Annotated in this window: 19 protein-coding genes, 1 tRNA gene and 1 pseudogene; 8 read left to right on the top strand and 13 right to left on the bottom strand. The window is 71.4% G+C overall.

Annotated features, from left to right (window positions below; genetic code table 11):
• The first annotated feature begins 24 nt into the window (after positions 1-24).
• The 3 genes from ACH4DZ_RS35790 to ACH4DZ_RS35800 are packed head-to-tail and all read left to right on the top strand — an operon-like array spanning position 25 to position 4,284.
• Entirely contained in the window at positions 25-1,590 is a 1,566-nt protein-coding gene (locus ACH4DZ_RS35790; RefSeq protein WP_398292384.1) for a GMC family oxidoreductase, read from the top strand.
• Between the two features lie 58 nt (positions 1,591-1,648).
• Entirely contained in the window at positions 1,649-3,154 is a 1,506-nt protein-coding gene (locus ACH4DZ_RS35795; RefSeq protein WP_398292385.1) for an aldehyde dehydrogenase family protein, read from the top strand.
• Entirely contained in the window at positions 3,151-4,284 is a 1,134-nt protein-coding gene (locus tag ACH4DZ_RS35800) for a M20 family metallopeptidase (RefSeq protein WP_398292386.1), read from the top strand. The genes ACH4DZ_RS35795 and ACH4DZ_RS35800 overlap by 4 nt, the downstream gene beginning before the upstream one ends.
• 71 nt (positions 4,285-4,355) lie before the next feature.
• Here the strand turns inward: ACH4DZ_RS35800 and ACH4DZ_RS35805 are convergent.
• Positions 4,356-4,429 (bottom strand) — tRNA-Pro (locus ACH4DZ_RS35805).
• A gap of 151 nt (positions 4,430-4,580) precedes the next feature.
• Between ACH4DZ_RS35805 and ACH4DZ_RS35810 the strand changes: the two genes are divergently transcribed.
• A complete protein-coding gene (locus ACH4DZ_RS35810) occupies positions 4,581-5,279 on the top strand; it encodes a transketolase (RefSeq protein ID WP_398292388.1) in 699 nt (232 codons plus the stop codon).
• Positions 5,280-5,398: 119 nt separating this feature from the next.
• A complete protein-coding gene (locus ACH4DZ_RS35815) occupies positions 5,399-6,310 on the top strand; it encodes a transketolase family protein (RefSeq protein WP_398292390.1) in 912 nt (303 codons plus the stop codon).
• A gap of 42 nt (positions 6,311-6,352) precedes the next feature.
• On the opposite strand, the gene ACH4DZ_RS35820 is transcribed toward ACH4DZ_RS35815, so the two are convergent.
• Positions 6,353-6,712, bottom strand: a complete 360-nt coding sequence (locus ACH4DZ_RS35820; protein WP_398292392.1) for an MmcQ/YjbR family DNA-binding protein — start codon at positions 6,710-6,712, stop codon at positions 6,353-6,355.
• A 228-nt stretch (positions 6,713-6,940) separates the two neighbouring features.
• Between ACH4DZ_RS35820 and ACH4DZ_RS35825 the strand changes: the two genes are divergently transcribed.
• On the top strand, positions 6,941-8,239 hold the full coding sequence (locus ACH4DZ_RS35825) for an RICIN domain-containing protein (protein ID WP_398292394.1): 1,299 nt from the start codon (positions 6,941-6,943) through the stop codon (positions 8,237-8,239).
• A 30-nt stretch (positions 8,240-8,269) separates the two neighbouring features.
• Here the strand turns inward: ACH4DZ_RS35825 and ACH4DZ_RS35830 are convergent.
• The 10 genes and pseudogenes from ACH4DZ_RS35830 to ACH4DZ_RS35875 form a co-directional block, all read right to left on the bottom strand.
• Positions 8,270-8,570: pseudogene (locus ACH4DZ_RS35830) on the bottom strand (cupin domain-containing protein); the annotation flags it as partial.
• A 25-nt stretch (positions 8,571-8,595) separates the two neighbouring features.
• A complete protein-coding gene (locus ACH4DZ_RS35835) occupies positions 8,596-9,522 on the bottom strand; it encodes a LysR family transcriptional regulator (protein ID WP_398292396.1) in 927 nt (308 codons plus the stop codon).
• A gap of 31 nt (positions 9,523-9,553) precedes the next feature.
• Complete coding sequence (locus ACH4DZ_RS35840) at positions 9,554-10,756, bottom strand: glycine C-acetyltransferase (protein WP_398292786.1); 1,203 nt, start codon at positions 10,754-10,756, stop codon at positions 9,554-9,556.
• A gap of 9 nt (positions 10,757-10,765) precedes the next feature.
• Complete coding sequence (tdh, locus tag ACH4DZ_RS35845) at positions 10,766-11,794, bottom strand: L-threonine 3-dehydrogenase (protein ID WP_398292398.1); 1,029 nt, start codon at positions 11,792-11,794, stop codon at positions 10,766-10,768.
• Between the two features lie 219 nt (positions 11,795-12,013).
• Positions 12,014-12,691, bottom strand: a complete 678-nt coding sequence (locus ACH4DZ_RS35850) for a GAF domain-containing protein (protein WP_398292400.1) — start codon at positions 12,689-12,691, stop codon at positions 12,014-12,016.
• Positions 12,688-13,287 carry a GTP-binding protein gene (locus tag ACH4DZ_RS35855; RefSeq protein WP_398292402.1) on the bottom strand — a complete coding sequence of 200 codons (600 nt, stop codon included), beginning with the start codon at positions 13,285-13,287 and terminating at the stop codon, positions 12,688-12,690. The genes ACH4DZ_RS35850 and ACH4DZ_RS35855 overlap by 4 nt, the downstream gene beginning before the upstream one ends.
• A complete protein-coding gene (locus ACH4DZ_RS35860) occupies positions 13,265-13,636 on the bottom strand; it encodes a DUF742 domain-containing protein (protein WP_398292404.1) in 372 nt (123 codons plus the stop codon). The genes ACH4DZ_RS35855 and ACH4DZ_RS35860 overlap by 23 nt, the downstream gene beginning before the upstream one ends.
• A 2-nt stretch (positions 13,637-13,638) precedes the next feature.
• A complete protein-coding gene (locus tag ACH4DZ_RS35865; protein WP_055509592.1) occupies positions 13,639-14,073 on the bottom strand; it encodes a roadblock/LC7 domain-containing protein in 435 nt (144 codons plus the stop codon).
• A 71-nt stretch (positions 14,074-14,144) separates the two neighbouring features.
• Positions 14,145-16,226 (bottom strand): ATP-binding protein, encoded by a 2,082-nt coding sequence (locus ACH4DZ_RS35870; protein WP_398292406.1) that lies wholly within the window; start codon positions 16,224-16,226, stop codon positions 14,145-14,147.
• Between the two features lie 319 nt (positions 16,227-16,545).
• Complete coding sequence (locus ACH4DZ_RS35875; protein WP_398292408.1) at positions 16,546-17,901, bottom strand: MBL fold metallo-hydrolase; 1,356 nt, start codon at positions 17,899-17,901, stop codon at positions 16,546-16,548.
• A gap of 327 nt (positions 17,902-18,228) precedes the next feature.
• Between ACH4DZ_RS35875 and ACH4DZ_RS35880 the strand changes: the two genes are divergently transcribed.
• Both ACH4DZ_RS35880 and ACH4DZ_RS35885 read left to right on the top strand, forming a co-directional pair.
• Positions 18,229-19,392: a Glu/Leu/Phe/Val dehydrogenase dimerization domain-containing protein gene (locus tag ACH4DZ_RS35880; protein WP_398292788.1), complete on the top strand. Its 1,164-nt coding sequence runs from the start codon at positions 18,229-18,231 to the stop codon at positions 19,390-19,392.
• A gap of 116 nt (positions 19,393-19,508) precedes the next feature.
• Entirely contained in the window at positions 19,509-20,174 is a 666-nt protein-coding gene (locus tag ACH4DZ_RS35885) for a TetR/AcrR family transcriptional regulator (protein ID WP_398292410.1), read from the top strand.
• A 78-nt stretch (positions 20,175-20,252) separates the two neighbouring features.
• Here the strand turns inward: ACH4DZ_RS35885 and ACH4DZ_RS35890 are convergent, their stop codons facing one another.
• Entirely contained in the window at positions 20,253-21,038 is a 786-nt protein-coding gene (locus tag ACH4DZ_RS35890) for an SGNH/GDSL hydrolase family protein (protein ID WP_384804111.1), read from the bottom strand.
• Between the last annotated feature and the right edge of the window lie 101 nt (positions 21,039-21,139).

Below are 21,139 nucleotides of genomic sequence, written 5' to 3' on the forward strand. Positions count from 1 at the left end.
ACGCTCCCGTATCAAGGAGTCCAGATGGCACTACATGATCGCGATCTGATCGTCGTCGGCGCGGGTTCCGCCGGTGCGGTGATCGCCGCCCGCGCCGCGGCCCGCGGCCGGCGGGTCCTCCTGCTGGAGGCGGGCCCCGACCACCGCTCGGCGCAGCTGCCGGAGCCGTGGCGCTCGCCCAATCCCGTGGTGGCCCTGATGGACCCGGCGGCCTCGGAACATCTCGTGTGGACCGGCCTGAACTCCTCGCGCACCGAGAAGCAGCAGCAGGCCCCGTACTGGCGCGGCCGTGGGGTGGGCGGCAGTTCGTCCGTGAACGGCCAGATCGCGATCCGGCCGCCGATGGAGGACTTCGAGGAGTGGGCCCGGCTCGGCTGTACCGGCTGGGCGCCCGAGGACGTGCTGCCGTACTTCTCCCGGCTGGAGGACGACGAGGAGTTCGGCGACCTGCCCTATCACGGCCGCGGCGGACCGACCCCGATCCACCGGACCCCCAAGAGCGCCTGGGGAGGCGTCGACCGGGCCCTCGCCGGCTCGGCCCTGGCGGCGGGCTTCGGCTGGGCGCCCGACGTCAACGCCCCCGGCGCCACCGGCGTCTCGCCCTACCCGATCAACTCCCGTGACGCCCGCCGCGTCACCGTCAACGACGGCTACCTCGAACCCGCGCGTGAACTGGCCGGCCTCACCGTCCGCGGCGACGCGCTGGTCGACTCCGTCGTCTTCGAGAACGACCGCGCGATCGGCGTCCGTGTGGTGATCGACGGATCCGTCGTCACCGAGTACGCGGACGAGGTGATCCTCAGCGCGGGAGTGATCCACTCTCCGGCGATCCTGCTGCGCTCGGGCATCGGCCCCGCCGCGCGGCTGCGGGAGCTGGGCATCGAGGTCCGCCAGGACCTGCCGGTCGGTCTCGGTATGCAGGACCACGCGATGACGGTGCTCTCCCTGCCGTTGCGGGCCGAAGCCGCCATCACGTCACCGCACGACCGGCACACCAACGTCTGCGTGCGCTGGTCCAGCACGTCGGGTACGCACTCCGACGACCTCATGTTCGTCTCGCTCAACCAGAACGTGCTGGCCATGGCCACGGCGAACGCCGACTCGCACGCCGGTGGTTTCGGTGTCTGGCTGAACCGCACCCATTCGCGCGGTGAGCTGACCCTGGTCTCCACCGACCCTTCGGCGCACCCGTACGTGGCCCAGCGGATGCTCTCCGACGAGCGTGACCTCGCCCCGATGCGGGAGGGCGTGCGTGCCCTCGTCGAGTTGACCACCCGTGCCGAGACGGCCGCCGTTCTCGGCGGTTCGGTCGAAGAGGCCAACCCACCGCTGTTCGCCGCCCTGGCGCACGACGGCGACCTCGACGACCACCTGCTGTCCACGGTCATCGACGCCCAGCACGGCACGAGCACCTGCCGGATGGGCGCTCCCGGGGCCGCAGGGACGGTCGTCGACCCGGCGTGCCGGGTGCAGGGGGTCCGGGGTCTGCGGGTCGTGGACGCCTCGGTCTTCCCTGCCGTGCCCCGGGCCAACACCAATCTCGCCGCCATCATGACCGGCGAACTCATGGCCGACCGGCTCGACGCCTGATTCGGACCCGTACCGAAGAGGGCCCGTACCGACGAGAGCCCGTACCGAAGAGAGCCCGTTGTACCGAAGAGAGACGGCCACCATCATGGAAACCCTCCAGAACCTCATCGGCGGCCGGTGGGAGGAGCCGGCCGGTGACGACGTCGTCACCGTGGTCAACCCCGCCACCGAGGAGCCCTTCGCGCGGTTCCGCCCGGGCAGCGCCGAGGACGTCGACCGCGCCGTGGCCGGGGCGGGCGCGGCACAACCCGAGTGGGCCGCGCTCACCGTGGCCCGGCGGGTGGAACACCTCCACGCCTGGGCCGACACGATCGCCGCACACGCCGCGGAACTGGCCGAACTGGAATGCCGGGAGATGGGCAAACCGGTCGGCGTCGGGCAGTCCTTCATAGCGGGAGCGGTGGCCGGGCTGAAAGCCGCCGCGGACCAGGCGCTCACCTACCCGTTCACCGAAACGGTGACCGGTCCGGGTGCGGCCCCGGACACGAGCACAGGTGCGGGTCCGGCGGGCGAGCGGACCGACATCGTCCGCCACCCGCTCGGCGTCACCGCCGTGATCACCCCGTGGAACTTTCCCGTCGTCATGGTCCTCGGCGCACTCGGCCCGCTGCTCGCCGCCGGGAACACCGTCGTGGTCAAGCCCTCCGAGCGGTCCCCGGTCTCCACGGTGCGGCTGTTCGAGCTGGCCGCCGCCACCGGGCTGCCGCCGGGCGTACTGAACCTGGTCCTCGGCGACGCCCGCACCGGCGCGGCGCTGACGGAACACGAGGAGGTGCGGCTCGTCCACTTCACCGGGTCGGTCGGGGCGGGCCGCGCCGTGGGAACGGCGACCGGACGGCGTCTGAGCCGCAGTGTGCTCGAACTCGGCGGCAAGGACCCCGTAGTGATCGACGCCGGAGTCGATCCGGTGGCCACCGCGCAGGCCGTGGCGTTCGGCGCGTTCATCAACACCGGCCAGATCTGCACCTCCATGGAACGGATCTACGTCCATGAGCGGATCGCGGACGAGTTCGTCGAGGCACTCGTCGCCGCCGCGGGAACGTTCGCCGTCGGCGACGGTCTCGACCCCGCCACGGTGCTCGGTCCACTCGTGGACGCGCGGCAACGCGACACCGTACGCCGCCATGTCGAGGACGCCGTCCACAAGGGCGCCACCGTGCGCGCGGGCGGAGCCGTACCGGAACGTCCCGGCTACTTCTACCCGGCGACCGTGCTCACCGGGGTCGACGACACCATGCTCGTGATGACCGAGGAGACGTTCGGCCCGGTCGCGCCCGTCGCCGTAGTGTCGAGCTTCGAGGAGGGCCTGGCCCGCGCGGCCACCTCCCGCTACGGTCTCGCCGCCACCGTCTACACCGACGACCCCGGCCACATCGCGGCAGCCGCACGACTGCCCGTGGGTGTCGTCTGGGTCAACCAGTGGCAGAGCGGCGGCCCCGAGCGGCTGTACGAACCCGCCCGTGACAGCGGTATGGGGGCCACCGGGGCCCGTGCCGCGTACGACGCGGCCACCCGGCCCGCCGCCGTGCACATCGCCGCCGCCGCTCCGGTGGCCGGCCGGTGACCACCGCCAAGGAGGCCGCGGCACGACGTATCCGGGCCGCGGCGGACGACCTGATCGCCCTGTCCCACCGGATCCACTCCCACCCCGAGTTGGCCTTCGAGGAGCATCGCGCCAGCCGATGGGTCGCCGACGCCCTCGGCGACGCGGGCTTCGAGGTCGAGCACGGATACTGCGGGCTGCCGACCGCCGTGGAAGCGACGGTCGGCACCGGGCCGACCCACATCGCGATCTGCGCGGAGTACGACGCCCTGCCCGACATCGGACACGCCTGCGGCCACAACGTCATCGCCGCCGCGGCGGTCGGCGCCGGCCTCGGACTCGCCCCATTGGCGGACGAACTCGGCCTGACCGTACGGATCCTCGGCACCCCCGCCGAGGAAGGCGGCGGCGGCAAGGTGCTGATGCTGGAACAGGGCGCCTTCGACGGCGTCCACGCGGCCATGATGGTCCATCCGGCCGCGGTCGAGATGGCGGCGATGCCCGGCCTGGCCGTCACCCAGTTCGATGTGGCCTACCAGGGCAGAGCGGCACACGCCGGCGCCTATCCCGAGCTGGGTCTCAACGCGGCGGACGCCATGACCGTCGCCCAGGTGGCCGTCGGGCTGCTGCGCCAGCAGACCACCGCCTCCGACCGCATCCACGGCATCACCACCCGGGCCGGTTCCGCCGCCAACGTCATCCCCGACGCCAGCCGGGGCCGCTGGATCGTGCGCAGCGACAGCCTGGACGCCCTGCGGCCGTTGTCCGAGCGGGTGCGCCGCTGCTTCGAGGCGGGCGCGCTGGCCACCGGCTGCGAGCTGTCCACCACGCCGGTCGGGCCCGACTACGCCGACCTGCGGCCGGACCGGGACCTGCTGAACCTGTGGGTCGCCAACGCGACGGCACTGGGCCGCCGCTTCCCCGAACTGCCGGCCAGTGTCACCGGCGCCGCCACCGACATGGGGAACGTCTCCCATGTCGTGCCCACCATCCACCCCATGCTCGGCCTCGACTGCGGGCCCGCGGTCAACCACCAACCGGAGTTCACCGCCGCGTGCCGCACCCCGGCAGCGGACCGGGCCGTGCTCGACGGCGCGACCGGCATGGCCTGGACAGCCATCGACGTAGCTGCCGCAGCCCTACGGCCCTGAAAGCAGCCCCCACGACCCTGAAACACGAAGTAGGGGCCATCCGAAGATGGCCCCTACCTGCGACGTTCCCGTCGGGACGACAGGATTTGAACCTGCGACCCCTTGACCCCCAGTCAAGTGCGCTACCAAGCTGCGCCACGTCCCGTTGCCCGTCGTGACCTGGGGTTTCCCCTGGCTGAACGGACATCGAAACAATACCGCACTCAGGTCGGTGGTCGCGCACTCCTTTTGTCCCGCCGCGGCTCTCACGGCCACCGCTTGACCTCAACCTTGCTTGAGGTCGCACGATCGTCCGTATGACGACGCCAACGGCTGAACACCGGTTCGAAGCACTGCCCGGCCTGATGGAGCTGATGAGCGGGGACGAGAAGCACGGCCCGGCGGCGACCTCCACGCTCGACGCGCTCTGGGTCCTCTACGACCGGGTGCTGCGGGTCGGGCCCGATCGGACGGACGACCCCGGGCGGGACAGGTTCCTGCTGTCGAAGGGGCACGGACCGATGGCGTACTACGCGGTGCTCGCCGCCAAGGGGTTCGTCCCGCTCGACTGGCTACCGGGCTTCGGCTCGTACGACTCGCCGCTCGGCCACCATCCGGACCGCGTACTGGTGCCCGGCGCCGAGATCGGCAGTGGTTCGCTCGGGCACGGGCTGCCGATCGCGGTCGGCACGGCACTGGGACTGCGGGCCCAGGGACTCCACGAGCCGCACGTGTGGGTGCTCGTCGGGGACGCCGAGCTGGACGAGGGCAGCAACCACGAGGCCATCGCCTACGCGGGCCCCGCCGGGCTCGACCGCCTGCACACCGTCGTGATCGACAACTCCTCCGCGAGCTACGCCAGGCCCGGCGGGATCGCGGCGCGGTTCGAGGCCGCGGGCTGGTCCGCCGCGACCGTCGACGGACGGGACCACGAGGCGCTGTACGCCGCGTTCACGGCACCTCACCCGGGGCGCCCACGCGTGGTCGTCGCCCAGGTCGAGCCGAAGGACAGCTGAGACCGGCCACCGACCGCCACCCCACCCTCCCCAGCGCCCTTCCCTGCTTCTGCCCTTCCCTGCTTCTGGCCTTCTGGCCCTCTGGCCCTCTGGCCCTCTGGCCCTCTGAGAGGTTTTCCATGGACACCATGCGTGATCGGTTCGCCCCTGTCATGGCACGGCTGCTCGACGAGGATCCGCGCGTCGCCGTCGTCCTCGCCGAGATCGGCCTGGCCGATTTCGAGGAGGCCCGGCGCCGGCATCCGGACCGGGTGATCAACGTCGGCATCCGTGAGCAGCTGCTGGTCGGGGCGGGCGCGGGTCTCGCGCTGACCGGCCTGCGGCCCGTGGTGCACACCTTCGCCAGCTTCCTCGTGGAGCGGCCCTTCGAGCAGATCAAGCTGGACCTCGGCCACCAGGACGTGGGCGCGGTACTGGTCAGCGCGGCGGCGTCGTTCGACTGGCCGGCGGGCGGCTACACCCACATGTCCCCCGGCGACGTCGCCCTCCTCGACACCCTGGACGGCTGGACCGTACATGTGCCGGGACATCCGGACGAGGCCGAGACGCTGCTGCGGCACGCCGTCGCGGCGGGCGACGACAAGGTGTACGTACGCCTGTCCGCGCAGTCGAACGACCGGGCCCTCCCCGTCGACGGCGCCCGTTTCCGCACCGTCCGCGAGGGACGGGCCGGTGTGGTCGTCGCGGTCGGTCCGCTGCTCGACCCGGTACTCGAAGCGACCGAAGGACTCGACGTCACCGTGCTGTACGCGACGACCGTGCGGCCCTTCGACGCGGTCACGCTGCGCCACGCCACGGAAACCGCCGGCACCGACGTGATCGTGGTCGAGCCGTATCTGGCCGGTACGTCGGTCTCCGCCGCGAACGACTCCCTCGTGGACCTCCCGCACCGCGTGCTCGGCCTCGGCGTCGGCCGCAGGGAGCTGCGCCGCTACGGCCTCGTCGAGGAGCATGTGGCCGCGCACGGGCTGGACGCGACGTCCCTGCGGGAGCGGATCGACGGGTTCCTGGGCGTACGGACGCGGGTCTGACCCGAGCCGGCCGGTCCCGCCGGCCTGCGCGGCGTCCTCTCCTCAGCGGTCCGCCACGACCCCCAACTCCGGGTAGGACTCCAGCAACCGGGGCGGTGCCGCCTGCCGCCAGGAGTCCGAGAGGATGTCACGCAACTCGTCCGTGTCCTCGACGGCCGCCAGCCGCACACGCACCCACGCGGACCCGGCCTCGTGATCGGCGACCCAGAACTTCTCGGGCTCGGCGAGGACCAGTTCGTCGCGCTCCGGCTTCGGACAGCGCACGGCCATGGAGGTCTCCTCCTCGGGCAGGGTGACGAACATCTTCCCCGCCACCCTGAAGGTGGGCATGCTCCAGGCGATCTTCTCCACCGTGTCCGGCAGAGAGAGACAGATTCGGCGTACGTCATCGGCATCCTGCATGGAACGCACCGTAACCAATGGCACTGACAAGACCGTCGGCCCGGGCCCGAAGGCGGCACAACGCGGGCCTGAACTCCGGTAATTCACCGCCTGGGCGACAGCTCCCGACACCACACCAACTACTCTGGCCCCAGCCGTACGACCCGCGCCCCCGCATCCCGGGTCGTACCCCGCCCCACAACAGTTTCCTCTCTTCCCCGTTGGCCCAGAGGAAAGGTATGGAAGTACATGTCCGACCAGCAGCAGGCACCGGGAGAGTCCTCCGCCCGCGCAGCGGCATCCAGCACTCCCGACGCCGAGGCCGTCGCGGCCCAGCTCACCGGTGCCGGCGCCGGGAAGCCCCAGACCGCCTCCACGTCTGAGGGCACCGGCGCGGGAAGGGCCGCCGCGAGCGAACCGGAGGCCGGTGCCGACACCGGCACGGACGCCGACGCCGACGCCGACGCCGAGAAGGCCGCGAGTGGACCTGCGGAGGCCGGCAAGCCCGAAGCCGAAGCCGAAGCCGAAGCCGGAGCCGGAGCCGGAGCCGGAGCCGACGGGAACGCGCCAGGCTCCACCGGAAGTTCCGAGGGCGAGGGCGAGGCAGCGAGCGGGAACAGCGCGCAGGCGCTCTCCGCCGCAGCGACCAGGGAGCAGCACGAGGCCGTCGCGACCGCCGCCACCGGCAAGAACACGGCCGTCTCCACCCGGAGCGCGGTCGGCAGGCCCCGTAAGCCGGTGCTCGCCGGTGCCGCGCTGGCCGGCGCCATCCTGATCGCCGTACCGCTGCTGATCACGGTGACGGACAAGGACGAGGAGAAGAAGTCGGTCGACAACACGGCCGCCGACACCGTCCTGAACGAGGCCGGCGGCCCGGCCGGTGTCTTCGCGACCCAGACTCCCTCCCCCTCGAAGACGGGTCCGGAGAAGAAGAAGGCCGCCACGAAGAAGGAGAAGGCCGTGGCCGCGCCGCCGGTCGCGGAGGAGGCCGCAGCGCCCGCTCCGAAGCCCAGCCCCTCGCCGAGCGAAAAGAAGAAGAAGGCCGCCACGAAGAAGGCGCCGAGCACGCTGCCGGCCGTCATGACCAGGGTGCTCATCAAGAACAACACCAACGGCACCTGCGTGGACGTCCCCGGCTTCAGCAGTGGCAAGGCGGACGGGCCGGTGACCCACGCGACGTGCAACAGCAACACCGACGACAACCAGCTGTGGAATGTCGAGAAGCGGTACGACAAGGCCGGGCCCGGCGGGGCACCGCTCTTCCAGATCCGCAACGTCATGGACAGCATGTGCCTGGACCTGCCCGGCTACCAGGGCGTCGGGGGTGCCACCAAGGTCACGGAGTTCCCGTGCAACGGCACCACGAACGACAACCAGTTGTGGTGGCTGGACAAGCAGTCCGACGGCCGGTTCTGGATACGCAACGCCGCCAGCAACAACCAGTGCCTGGACTCCTACGCCAACAACGACTCCACGCGCAGCCTGATCGTCTGGCCCTGCGCTCCGGAGGGCCAGAACAACCACGAGTGGATCTTCACCCGTTCATGAACGGGCCGAGGGCCGCGGCGGCCATGGCGGTCACGGCAGGACCACCGCCGGCGGGTAGCGCGCGTCCCCGCGGACCGGGACACCGGGATCGCGTGGGCCCCCACACCCGCAACCGCAGGCAGTCGCCGGTGTCGAGCCGGTGCGCGGTGTCCTGGACCGTGACCTCAAGCCACCCGTCGAGAACCCAGCTGTGCTGTTCGGGTACGGGCGGCCGGTCGTAGGCGAGGTCGGCGCCGGCGGTGAGTCGCCCCTCGACTGGTTCGCCGCGCAGCCCCGCGTGCCGCGGGGACACCGAGCGCCGTACGAAACCGGCGGCGCTGTCTTCCCGGACGGCGTGGTCGGACACATCCGGGATTTCATTCCAGATGCGGGACGCGGGGTGCCTCTTCCGCCACCTCCGCCAGCGCCTCCAGTACCGGCAGGATCAGCGGGTGGGTCTCGGCTCCCCGGCGTACCGCGGCGAAGACCCGGCGGGTGGGGGCGACGCCGTCGACGGGGCGTACGACCACTCCGGTGAGGTCCATGCCCTGCAGGGCCGAGCGCGGTACGAGGGCGACCCCCGCGTCTGCCGACGCCAGCGCGACCACCGCACGGAAGTCGTCCGAGGAGTGTTCGAGCCGGGGCTGGAAACCGGCGTGCTCGCAGGCCAGGACCACCACGTCGTGGCAGGGGTTGCCCGGGTACGGTCCGATCCAGGGATCCTTGGCCAGCTCGGCGAGCGGCACCTCCGTACGGTCGGCGAGGCGGTGGGTCCGGGGCACGACGGCGTCGAACGGTTCGGCGTACAGCGGGAGGTGCGCGAGGCGCGGGTCGTCGGCGTCCGGGGCGCCCCGGTACTCGACCGCGACCGCGACGTCGACGTGGCGGTCCAGCACCATCGGCAGGCTGGCGTCGCCCTCGGCGTCCTGTACGCGGAGGAGGATGCCGGGTGCGGTGCGCGCGAGCCGGGCCAGGGCGGGCGCGACGACGAGGCCGATGCCGGTCGCGAAGGAGGCGACGCTGACCGTGCCGGCCGAACCCGAGCTGTACGCGGCGAGCTCCGCCTCGGCCCGCTCCAGTTGCGCGAGGACGGCATTGGTGTGGCCGAGCAGGATCTCGCCGGCGGGAGTCAGCCGTACGCCCCGGGCGCCGCGCTCGACCAGCCGGTGTCCCGTCTCCTGTTCCAGGGCGGTCAGCTGCTGCGAGACCGCGGAGGGCGTGAGGTAGAGCGCGGCGGCAGCGGCCGTCACCGTCCGGTGGTCCGCCACCGCCCGGAGGATGTGCAGCCGCCGCGCTTCGATCATGCAGCCGATTCTCTCAGGACTTCGGGGAGATTCAGGCGGCGTCGTCCGCCAGTTCCGCGCGGGCCGCCACGAAGGCGTCCACGGCGCGGTTCACGTCCTCGGTGGAGTGCGCGGCGGACAGCTGGACGCGGATGCGTGCCTTGTCCTGCGGGACCACGGGGTACGAGAAGCCGATCACGTACACACCGCGTTCCAGCAGCAGCTCCGCCATCCGGCCGGCGGCGGTCGCGTCCCCGATCATCACCGGGGCGATGGCGTGGTCGCCGGGGAGGATGCCGAAGCCCTCCTCGGTCATCCGGGAGCGGAACAGCGCGGTGTTCGCGGCGAGCCGCTCGCGCAGGTCGTCGGCCGCCTCCAGCAGGTCGAGGACCTTGAGCGAGGCGGCGGCGATCACCGGGGCCAGGGTGTTCGAGAAGAGGTACGGGCGTGACCGCTGGCGCAGCAGCGCGACGATCTCGGCGCGGGCGGCGACGTAACCGCCGGACGCGCCGCCGAGGGCCTTGCCGAGGGTGCCCGTGATGATGTCGACGCGGTCCATGACGCCGTGCAGTTCGGGGGTGCCCCGGCCGCCGGGGCCGACGAAGCCGACGGCGTGCGAGTCGTCAACCATGACCATCGCGTCGTAGCGGTCGGCGAGGTCGCAGATCTCGCGCAGCGGGGCCACGTACCCGTCCATGGAGAAGACGCCGTCGGTGACGATCAGCCTGCGGCGGGCGCCCGCGGCCTCCTTCAGCTGCTGTTCCAGGTCGGCGAGGTCACGGTTCGCGTAACGGAACCGGCGGGCCTTGGACAGCCGGATGCCGTCAATGATCGACGCGTGGTTGAGGGCGTCGGAGATCACCGCGTCCTCCGCGCCGAGCAGGGTCTCGAACACACCGCCGTTGGCGTCGAAGCACGACGAGTAGAGGATCGTGTCCTCCTGGCCGAGGAACGCGGACAGCCGCCCCTCCAGCTCCTTGTGCACCTCCTGCGTACCGCAGATGAAGCGCACGGACGCCATGCCGTAGCCCCAGCGGTCGAGCGCCTCGTGTGCGGCGGCGACGACCTCCGGGTGGTCGGCGAGGCCGAGGTAGTTGTTGGCGCAGAAGTTGAGGACCTCACCCGGACGGCCGCCCGCGGTGACGGTCACGGTCGCGGACTGCGGGGTGCCGATGACGCGCTCGGGCTTGTGCAGGCCCGCGGCGCGGATCTCGTCGAGGGTGGTGCGGAGGTCGTCGCGTACGGAGTCGAACATCATCAGTCCTTACAGGGTCCAGTCGAGGATGACCTTGCCGCCGCGGCCGCTCGCCGCGTCCGCGAAGGCCGCCTCGAAGTCGCGGTGGCCGTAGCGGCCGGTGATGACCGGAGCGAGGTCGAGGCCGCCTTCTAGGAGGACCGACATCGCGTACCAGGTCTCGTACATCTCGCGGCCGTAGATGCCCTTGATCGTGATCATGGAGGTGACGATCCGGGACCAGTCGACGGCGAACTCCTCGGACGGCAGTCCGAGCATGGCGATCTTCCCGCCGTGCGTCATGTTGGCGAGCATGTCCCGCATCGCGACCGGGTTGCCGGACATCTCCAGGCCCACGTCGAAGCCCTCGCGCAGGCCGAGGGAGCGCTGGCCGTCGGCGATGCTCGACTCGGCGACGTTCAGCGCGAGGGTGACACCGATCTTGCGGGCCAGCTCCAAGCGGTCCTCGCTCACGTCGGTGACGACGACGTGCCGGGCGCCCGCGTGCTTGGCGACGGCGGCTGCCATCAGGCCGATGGGGCCCGCTCCGGTGATCAGTACGTCCTCTCCGACCAGCGGGAACGACAGCGCGGTGTGCACGGCGTTGCCGAACGGGTCGAAGATCGCGGCGATGTCGAGGTCGACGGGGACGCGGTGCACCCAGACGTTGGACGCGGGCAGTGCCACGTACTCGGCGAACGCGCCGTCGCGGCCGACCCCGAGGCCCACCGTCGCCCGGCACAGATGGCGCCGGCCGGCCTGGCAGTTGCGGCACTTCCCGCAGACCAGGTGGCCCTCGCCGCTGACCCGGTCGCCCACCGCGATCTCGCCGGCGTCACGGCCCGTCTCCACGACCTCGCCGACGAACTCGTGGCCCAGCACGAGGGGCGCCCTGATGGTCTGCTGGGCCCAGCCGTCCCAGTTGCGGATGTGCAGGTCGGTGCCGCAGATCCCGGTCCGCAGGACCTTGATCAGCACATCGCCGGGGCCGACGACCGGCTCCGGTACGTCCATGAGCCGCAGCCCGGGCTCCGCCTTCTCCTTGACCAGCGCCTTCAACGGGGCTCCCGTGCGTGAGGTCCCGGATCCAGGCATACCGAAGGACGCCCGCACCGGGGAGAGGAGTGGATGCGAACAGCAATCTGCCGTACATCGGCACCCGGGTCCATCGAGGTTTTCTTAACCTCTGCCGCAGCTTTCCTTCACACCACCGATCTTCGTCGTGCGCGTGACCAACCACGGCGGCGACGGCACGTGGGGGAACGGGCCGGCGACGGGTCAGAAGCCGCCCTCCCTCAACTCGATCTGCTCGACCAGCTCAGCCGCCATCGCCTTGATGGTGTCCAGGCCGGACCTCCCCCACGGTCTGGGCTCGACATCGGTGACGCACACCGTGCCGAGCGCGATGCCCGTACGGTCGAGGAGGGGGGCGCCGAGGTAGGAGCGGATGCCGTACTCGTCGACGACCGGATTGCCCGCGAAGCGCGGGTAGTCGCGGACGTCCTCCAGGACCAGCGCCTTGTGTCGGACCACCACATGGGGGCAGAACCCATAGTCGCGGGCCATATGGCGGCCGGGTCCGATGGAGGGCGGGGCCGAGCGGTTGAGGTCGGTGTCACCGCGGGGCGTGTCACTGCCACGGTCGCTGCCGATGCCGGTGCCAGTGGCGCTGGCGCTGGCGTCGTGCAGGGTGTCCGGGAGCCGGACATGCGCGGGCCGGGCATGCGGGGGCCGGGCATGCAGGCCCGCGAAGAACTGCCGTTCCTCGCCGACGAAGTTGACCATCGCGTACGGCGCCCCGGCCAGCTCGGCGAGCCGCCGCGCGAACGCGTCGAAGGCCGGTTCCGCGCGCTCCCCCAGGCCCAGCACCCGCAGTCGGCACGTTCGGGCGGGTGCCTCCTTGTCCTCGGGCGTGAGCAGCAGCCGACCGGCCGGGCGCGGCGGGTCGTAACTCATGTGTGTGCTCCGTGGCTCGGGGCGCGCGTCGGTGCGTGGGCGAGCAGGTGGCGTACGAGCGTGAGCAGGGTCTGCACTCCTGAACTGGAGATCCGCGCGTCGCAGCTGACGACCGGCACACCCGGGTCGAGGTCGATGGCCGCGCGCACCTCCTCCGGGTCGTAACGGAAGCCGCCGTCGAACTCGTTGACGGCGACGATGAAGCCGAGGCCGCGCTGTTCGAAGAAGTCGACGGCGGCGAAGCAGTCCTCCAGGCGGCGGGTGTCCGCGAGGACGACCGCGCCGAGCGCGCCTTCGGAGAGCTCGTCCCACATGAACCAGAACCGTTCCTGTCCGGGCGTGCCGAACAGGTACAGCACATGTTCCGCGTCGAGGGTGATGCGCCCGAAGTCCATCGCGACGGTCGTCTCGACCTTGTTCTCGATGCCGTCGAGATTGTCGGTCGCGGCGCTGACCGTGGTCAGCAGTTCCTCCGTACTGAGCGGCGCGATCTCGCTCACCGCGCCGACGAAGGTGGTCTTGCCCACCCCGAAGCCTCCCGCCACCAGGATCTTCAACGCGGTGGGGAACGGGTCAGAGCTGTCGTCGTAGTCCATCGAGCACTGCCTCCAGAAGAGACCGGTCAGTGGGGTTGTGTGTGAACGTCGGGGGCTTCATGGACAGCGCCCCGCAGTCGACGAGGTCGGACAGCAGCACCTTGGTCACTGCCACCGGCAGCTTCAGATGCGCGGCGACCTCGGCCACCGAGACGGGGTCGCGGCACAGTTCGAGCGCCTGGGCGTGTTCGGGGCCGAGGTAACCGAGGGGGGTGACGCCGGTGGCCATCACCTGGGACAGGAGGTCGAGCGCGGTGCTCGGCCGGGTCCTGCCGTTGCTCACCTGGTAGGGCCGCACCAGGCGGCCGGCCGCGCCGTCGAGCCAGGGCCCGTCGCCGGCGGCGGCCACGTTCAAGGCCTCATCGCCGACGGTTCGACGCTGTGCTGCCTCGGCGCGGTCATCAGGTACGGGCGCACGCTCTTGACCAGCATGGCCATCTCGTAGCCGAGTACGGCCGCGTCCGCGTCGCGCCCTGCCAGCACGGCCAGACAGGTGCCGGAACCCGCGGTGGACACGAACAGGAGCGTGGAGTCCAGTTCGACGACGACCTGGCGCACGTCGCCGCCGTCGCCGAAGCGGACACCCGCGCTGCGCCCGAGCGAGTAGAGCCCGGAGGCCAGGGCGGCCATGTGGTCGGCGCTGTCGGGATCGAGTCCGTGCACCGACTTCACGAGGCCGTCGCAGGAGAGCAGCACCGCGCTTCTGGTGTGCGGTACACGCTGTACGAGGCCGCTCATCAGCCAGTCGAGATCGGATGCATGGCCGGTCGGCACATCGCTCGCCATGGGGGATCGACTCCTTGTAATACGAAGGTCTTCGGAAGCGGAGGTGGGTGTGGGGGTGGGGGCGGCGTGGTTCATCCGGCGGGTGTGCTCCCGTCGTGCCGGGCGGGCTCCACAGGGGCAGGCTCCATGGGCGTCGGCTCCATGTGGGCCGGATCCATGTGGGCCGAACCCATGGGATCCATCTCGCTGCACCGGGCCTCGGCGAGTCCGATGCCGCGTTGGAACGCCGCCATCAGACCGGGATCGTGTCCCACCAGGAACTCGGACTCCTGCCGGGGCGCGGGCCCGCCGCGCAGTTCGGGCACGATGTGCTCCTGGGCCCGCCGCCTGGGCAGTTGGGGCCTGCTCATACTGCCGCGCACCACACCGTTGCGCGGGGTGGGCGGCGCGACCGTGTTCTCGGCGACGGCCTGCCTGTCGTCGGGCCGGATCCCGGGAACGGCCTCCGCGGGGTTGGCCCTGGCCTCGGCCCCCCGCACGGGAAGGGGGGCGGGACCACTACCGCCGCCGCCGTTCACGACGGTCAGCCCGCCCGACGTACCGTCCGGATGCGGCTGCGGCTGCGGCTGCGGCTGCGTGGGCACGGCGGTCCAGGCCTCGTGCGTCGGGGTCCCGTGGGCCGGAGTCCCATGTATTGGCACGCCATGTACTGGCATCCCATGGGTCGGGGGCGCATGGGCCGGAGTCGCATGTGTCGGGGCCCCATGTGGAGACATCCCATGTGCAGTTGGCCCCTGAGGAGGCGCCCCATGTGGCGGGGTCCCGTGTACGGGGGCCCCATGTGTCGGAGCCCGATGGACAGGGGACCCATGCGCAGGCGTGCCCTGGGCCGGACCCCCCGCGACAGCGGGAGCACCATGCGCCACCGACGCCACCGCGCCCCGTGCCGGAGAGGGCCCGTTCAGCCCGGCCGGCGTCACCGTCCGCGCCCCGGTCTGCGATCCCTCCTCGTCCCCGAGCAACGCCTGCGGCACCACCAGTACGGCCTGTACGCCGCCGTAGATGTTGGTCTGCAGCCGGACGGCGATCCCGTGCCGGCGGGCGAGCTGGGAGACCACGAACAGCCCGATCCGGCCGTCCTGGAGCAGACTCGCCACGTTCACCTGGTCCGGGTCGGCGAGCAGCGCGTTCATCTTGTGCTGCTCGGCCAGCGGCATGCCGAGCCCGCGGTCCTCGACCTCGACGGCGAGCCCCGACGTGACCACGTTGGCCCGCAGCAGCACCTGGGTGTGCGGCGCCGAGAACACCGTGGCGTTCTCGACGAGTTCGGCCAGCAGATGGATCACGTCGGCCACGGCATGCCCGCGCACGGTCCCGTCGATGGGCGGTACGAGCTTGACCCGTGAGTACTGCTCGACCTCCGCGGTCGCCGAACGCAGCACCTCGGTCATGGAGACCGGATTGCTCCACTGCCGGCGCGAGACGGCCCCGCCGAGCACCGCGAGGTTCTCGGCGTGGCGGCGAATGCGGGTGGCGAGGTGATCGACGTGGAAGAGGCCCTTGAGCAGGTCAGGGTCCTCGATCTCGTTCTCCAGCTCGTCGAGGATCGAGATCTCGCGGTGTACGAGGGACTGGAGCCGCCGGGCCAGATTGACGAAGACCTCGACCTTCTGCTCGCTGCCCGCGTGGCTGGACAGCTGGGATGCCTGGACGACCGCGCCGATCGCCCCGTCGTGCGCGGACGCCAGGTCCTCGGCGAGCAGATCGAAGTCGTCGGCGTCCGCGGCGGGCCGACCGCGCGGCCGGCGGACGGGCGGCCCGTCACCGCGGCGCAGTGCCTCGACGAGGCTGAGCAGATCGGCCTGCCCCCGGGCGCTGACGCGGCGCAGCGTTCCGATGCGGTCGTGCACGGACCGGGCGGCCCGGTCGGCGGCCACGGTGGCGATCACGATGCCCGCGACAGCGACCGCCAGGGCTCCCGAGAGCACGATCCACAGGGTGGGGCCGGGGCGTGCGCCGGTCGTGCGGACGGTGAAGAGCACTGCGGCGCTCGCGCTGAGAGCCACCGCGAGGGGCGGCAGGATCGCGAGGCGGAGCAGCTGGGGCCGTATGTGGGTCTCGGGCAGCGTGGGGGTGGTGCGGGCGACCGGTCGCCCGTGCCGCCCGCCCTCGCGGCGGTCTGCGCGTGCGGCCGGTGCGCGGAGGTGAGACATCGACGTCCTCGTACTGGTGTGTCGGGGCTGTGGGGATCCCCCGGTCGAGAGTGCCGAAGAAATCGGCACTCTGTCGCTCAGCGGCCACTCACAGTAGTCGCCACCGCATCATGTGCGGTGGGCAGTTGACAAAGTCCGACGACTGACGTCCCGCTCTGGTATGAGCGCTCGTACGACAGACCGATAAACCCCTCGAACACGCGCCTCCATCTCTCGCTGAACTGATCAGACCTGGTCAGAAGCGGTCAACGAAAAACGGCGAGGGCCGAGGAGCAGTTCGCTCCTCGGCCCTCGCCGGCCGCCTCCGGGCAGCCTCAGGTCATCCGGTCGGCACCGATTCCGGGTCCCCGGTGTCCGTCGCCTTGTCACGCGGAGTGTCACGGACCGCCTTCTCGACGACGGCCTTCCCGGCGACGATCTCGTCCGCGGACGTCCCCTCCACGGCCGCCGTCCCCTCCACGGCCGTTTCCTCCAGGAGCGTCTCCCCGGCAACCGTTTCCCCGGTGACCGTCCTGTCAGCGTTCGTCTTCTCGGTGAGCGTCTTCTCGACGGCGGGCCAGCCGCCCTTCGGCACCAGGGCCACGCCCCGCCACCAGGGCTCGGACGGAACGGACTCCGCCGTGGGCTCGAAGGGCTCCCCCGGGCGGGGCAGCGCGACCCGGGCGCCGACCGCGTGGGCGGCGGTGACGGTGCCCTCGCCCGGCTCGGCCCACGGGTGCCCCGCGAGGTTGAACGTGGCCCAGTGGATCGGCATCATCACGCCGGTGGGCCGGTCACCCTGGAGGTCGAGGTGGGCGCGCATGCCCTCCTCGGGCGTCATGTGGATGTCGGGCCAGAAGTCGCTGTAGGCGCCGATCTGGATCATCGTGGCGTCGAAGGGGCCGTATTCGGTGCCGATGTCCTTGAAGCCGGTGAAGTAACCGGTGTCGCCGCTGTGGTAGATCCGGTGCTCGTCGCCCGCCACCACCCAGGAGGCCCAGAGGGTGTGCTGCGTGTTGCGCAGTCCGCGGCCGCAGAAGTGCCGGGCGGGTGTGGCGGTGAGGGAGATCCCGCCGACCTTCGTCGTCTCGTGCCAGTCCAGCTCGCGCAGCCGGTCCGCCGGGACGCCCCAGTGCTCCAGATGGGCGCCGACGCCGAGGGGCACCGCGAACAGCGTGTCCGTGTCCGCCAGCGCCTTGATCGTGGGCAGGTCGAGGTGGTCGTAGTGGTCGTGGGAGATGACGACCACGTCGACCGGGCCGAGCGCCGCCAGCGGAACGGGCACCGGATGCAGCCGCTTGGGCCCGGCGAAGGCGAACGGGGAGCACCTCTCGCCCCAGACGGGGTCGAAGAGCACCCGGTGTCCGTCGATCTCCGCGAGCACGCTGGAGTGGCCCATCCACGTCAGCCGCAGCCCCGAGGCCGGAGGGGCCGCAAGATCGGCGAGGGTCGTGGCATGCACCGGCACGACGCCCGCCGGAGCCCGCAGGACGCGCTCCTCCTTACGGAAGTAGGACTTCGCGAACTCGCGCATGGCGCCGTCCGGGCGAGGGGCACCCTCGGGATTGCGGAACACGCCGTCCGCGTAGTTCGGAGATCTGCGGATGCGCTCCATGCGCTCACCACTCGGATCCACGCCGAACGCGGCGGGGCGCAGAGCACGGAGCCCGGAACTCAGGGAACGGGAGCCGGTCACGGCACCTCCAGTGGGTCGGTCTGAATATCCATTATGGTCGCCGCCTCCGACAGCGCCGGTCGGGCGCCTGACAGGGCGGTGTCCGTGCGGGGCACGGTCAGGACCACCCCGTACCCCATCACTCACACCGAAGATCCGTTCAGCACGTCGACAGACACGATTGACAGATGTGCCCGGCACTTTCGATACTGACCGATCGTTCAGTAGCGAGGGTGCAGGACCGGCACCGGGACGCTGTGTGCGCCCGGCTTCCAGCCGGTCAAACGTTCCGAAGCCGATCCCTGTTCCCGAGGAGACCCTGTGAACGACCCGGACAGCACCCCCTTGATGTCGCTCACCTGGACCGACCACGTCACGGGCCGTCAGGGGCACCTGGTCGTGGACCGCCTGGTACGCGGTGTCTCCAGCGGCGGGCTGCGGATGCGGGCGGGGTGCACGCTGGCCGAGGTCGCGGGCCTGGCCCGGGGAATGACCATGAAGGAGGCGCTGCACTACAACCCGGAGGGCCGCTACATCCCGCTGGGCGGCGCCAAGGGAGGCATCGACTGCGATCCCCAGGACCCGGAGGCGTACGGCCTGCTCGTGCGTTATCTGCGTGCCATGCGCCCGTACATCGAGAACCACTGGACCACCGGTGAGGACCTCGGCCTCACCCAGGATCTCGTCGACCGCGCCGCGAAGGAGGCGGGTCTCGTGTCGTCGATCCAGGCGGTGTACCCACTGCTCGACGACGAGGAGGCCGCACGCCGGCGGCTGGCGGACGCGTTCGCGGTCGAGGTGGACGGCATCGGCCTGGACGAGCTGGTCGGCGGCTGCGGGGTGGCCGAGTCGGTGCTGGCGGCGCTGGACCGGGCCGGGGTGGCGTACGCGGGTACACGGGTCGCCGTACAGGGCCTGGGCACCATGGGCGGGGCCACGGCCCGGTTCCTCACGCGCGCGGGGCTGCGTGTCGTGGCGGTCGCCGACGTGAAGGGCACGATCGCCAACGCCGAGGGGCTGGACATCGAGGCACTGCTCGCCGCGCGGGACACGTACGGCACGGTCGACCGCTCGGCCCTGCGCCCCGCCGACCGTGAACTGCCCGGTGACGCCTGGCTGTCCGCGGGGGCCGAGGTACTGGTGCCGGCCGCGGTCTCGTACGCCGTCGACACCGTCAACCAGGAGCGCATCACGGCCCGTTGGATCGTCGAGGCGGCCAACATGCCCGTCCTGCCGGAGGCGGAGGAACTGCTCGCCGCGCGCGGGGTCACCGTCCTGCCGGACGTCGTGGTCAACTCCGGTACCAACGCCTGGTGGTGGTGGACGCTGTTCGGTGACATCGGAGCCGACGCGGAGGAGGCGTTCGCGTACACGCGCCGCTCGATGCGCGCCCTGATCGACCGGACGCTCGCGCGCGCGGAGGCCGACGGCTCGACACCGCGGGCGGCGGCGCACGCCATCGTCGCGGAACGCCTGCCGGAGATCGCGAACCGGTTCGGCTGGTACCGCTGAGGCCCCCACCGCGCCGGGACCCGCCCCCCCACACGCCCGGACCGGCCCAGGTCCGCGCGCGGCCGGTAACCGCCCTTCCGGCCGCGTCGTCCCCGGCCACGCAATAGGGTTGCCCGGTGGCGAGAGTGCGGTTGGGTGTGGCGGAGCGGCGGCAGGAGTTGCTTCGGGCCGCCATCGGGCAGATCGAGGAGCGCGGTGTGTCCGCGGTGCGGATCGCCGATGTGGCGAACGCGCTCGGGGTCAGCAACGCCCTCGTGCTCTACCACTTCTCCACGAAGGAGAAACTGGTCGCCGCCGCGTTCACGTACGCCGCCGGGGACGACCTCGCCCATCTGCGCAAGCTGCTCGGCCGCCGGACGACGGCCCTGCGGCGGCTGCGGGCCGCCGTGCGCTGGTACGCGCCCACCGGGCAGGCCAAGGGCTGGCGCCTGTGGATCGAGGGCTGGGCGGTGGCGCTGCGCGAGCCCGCGCTGCGGGACGTCACGCGGGACCTGGACCGGCAGTGGAAGGCCGCGCTCATCGAGGTCATCGCCGAGGGCGTGGCCGCGGGCGAGTTCCGGTGCCCGGACCCGACGGCCACGGCGCTGCGCCTGACCGCCCTGCTGGACGGGCTGGCCGTGCAGATGACGGCGTATCCCGGCGCGGTCTCACGCGCCCGCACCCAGCAGTGGGTGGACGAGGCCCTGGCCCGGGAACTGGGGCTCGACCACGTCGAGCCCCGGACCGTCGAACCCCGGACCGTCGGACCTCAGACCGTCGAGCCCCGAACTCCGGATGCCTAAGGCAACCATCCCCTAGGTATGCAGACGTTCAGACATTCAGGCACCCAATACACTCAGCCGTTCAGAACACTCAGCCGTTCAGGCCACGGCTTCGATCCACGACTTGATGTCGTGGGGAGACAGACTCCCCTTCGCCTCCACGCGGTCGCCCGAGGACTCCCCGCGCAGCCGCCGGCCGATCCACGGCACCAGGTACTCGCGCGCCCAGTGGATGTTGTCCCGGCGCATCTCCAGCGTGCCGCGCGGCGGCAGTACGGGCCAGGGCTGGTCCGGGTCCGCGGGCACCTCAAGGCCGAGGACCTGGCCGGCACGCAGGGCCACCCGGGTGTGCCCCTCGGCCGACAGATGGAGCCGGTCGCCGTCCCAGGCCCGCCGGTCCTGGATGGTCTTGAGGGACCACAGGTCGAGCACCGGACAGTTGTACCGGTCGGCGATGGCCCGCAGATGCAGGTTGTACGTGGCGATCTTGCCCCGCATGTGCCGGAGCACGGGTACGCCACGGGTGTCGAAGCCGGTGGTCACGAGGACCGTGCCGACGGCCGACGTCAGGTCGGCGACGGCACGCTCGTAGCGCTCCGCGACCTCGTCGGGATCGGTGCCCGGCCGGATGATGTCGTTGCCGCCCGCGCAGAAGGAGACCAGGTCCGGCGCGAGTTCCCTGGCCCGCCGCAACTGGTGCTCGACGATCTGGTCGAGCAGCTTCCCGCGCACCGCGAGGTTGGTGTAATCGAAGTCGCCCTCGGGCCGCCGGTCCGCGAGCAGTACCGCGAAGCGGTCGGCCCAGCCGACGAACGCCCCGTCCGGGCCAGGGTCGCCGACGCCCTCGGTGAAGCTGTCCCCCACCGCCACGTACGACCCGATCACTGATCTGTTGTCGTCTTTCGAATCGTCTGCCACGTCGGCCCATAATTCACCTTGAGGTGTGACCTACGCGACCGTAGGAATGGGTTGACGCCCGGTGAGAT

This window comes from Streptomyces sp. NPDC017991, assembly GCF_044328075.1.
GTDB lineage: Bacteria > Actinomycetota > Actinomycetes > Streptomycetales > Streptomycetaceae > Streptomyces.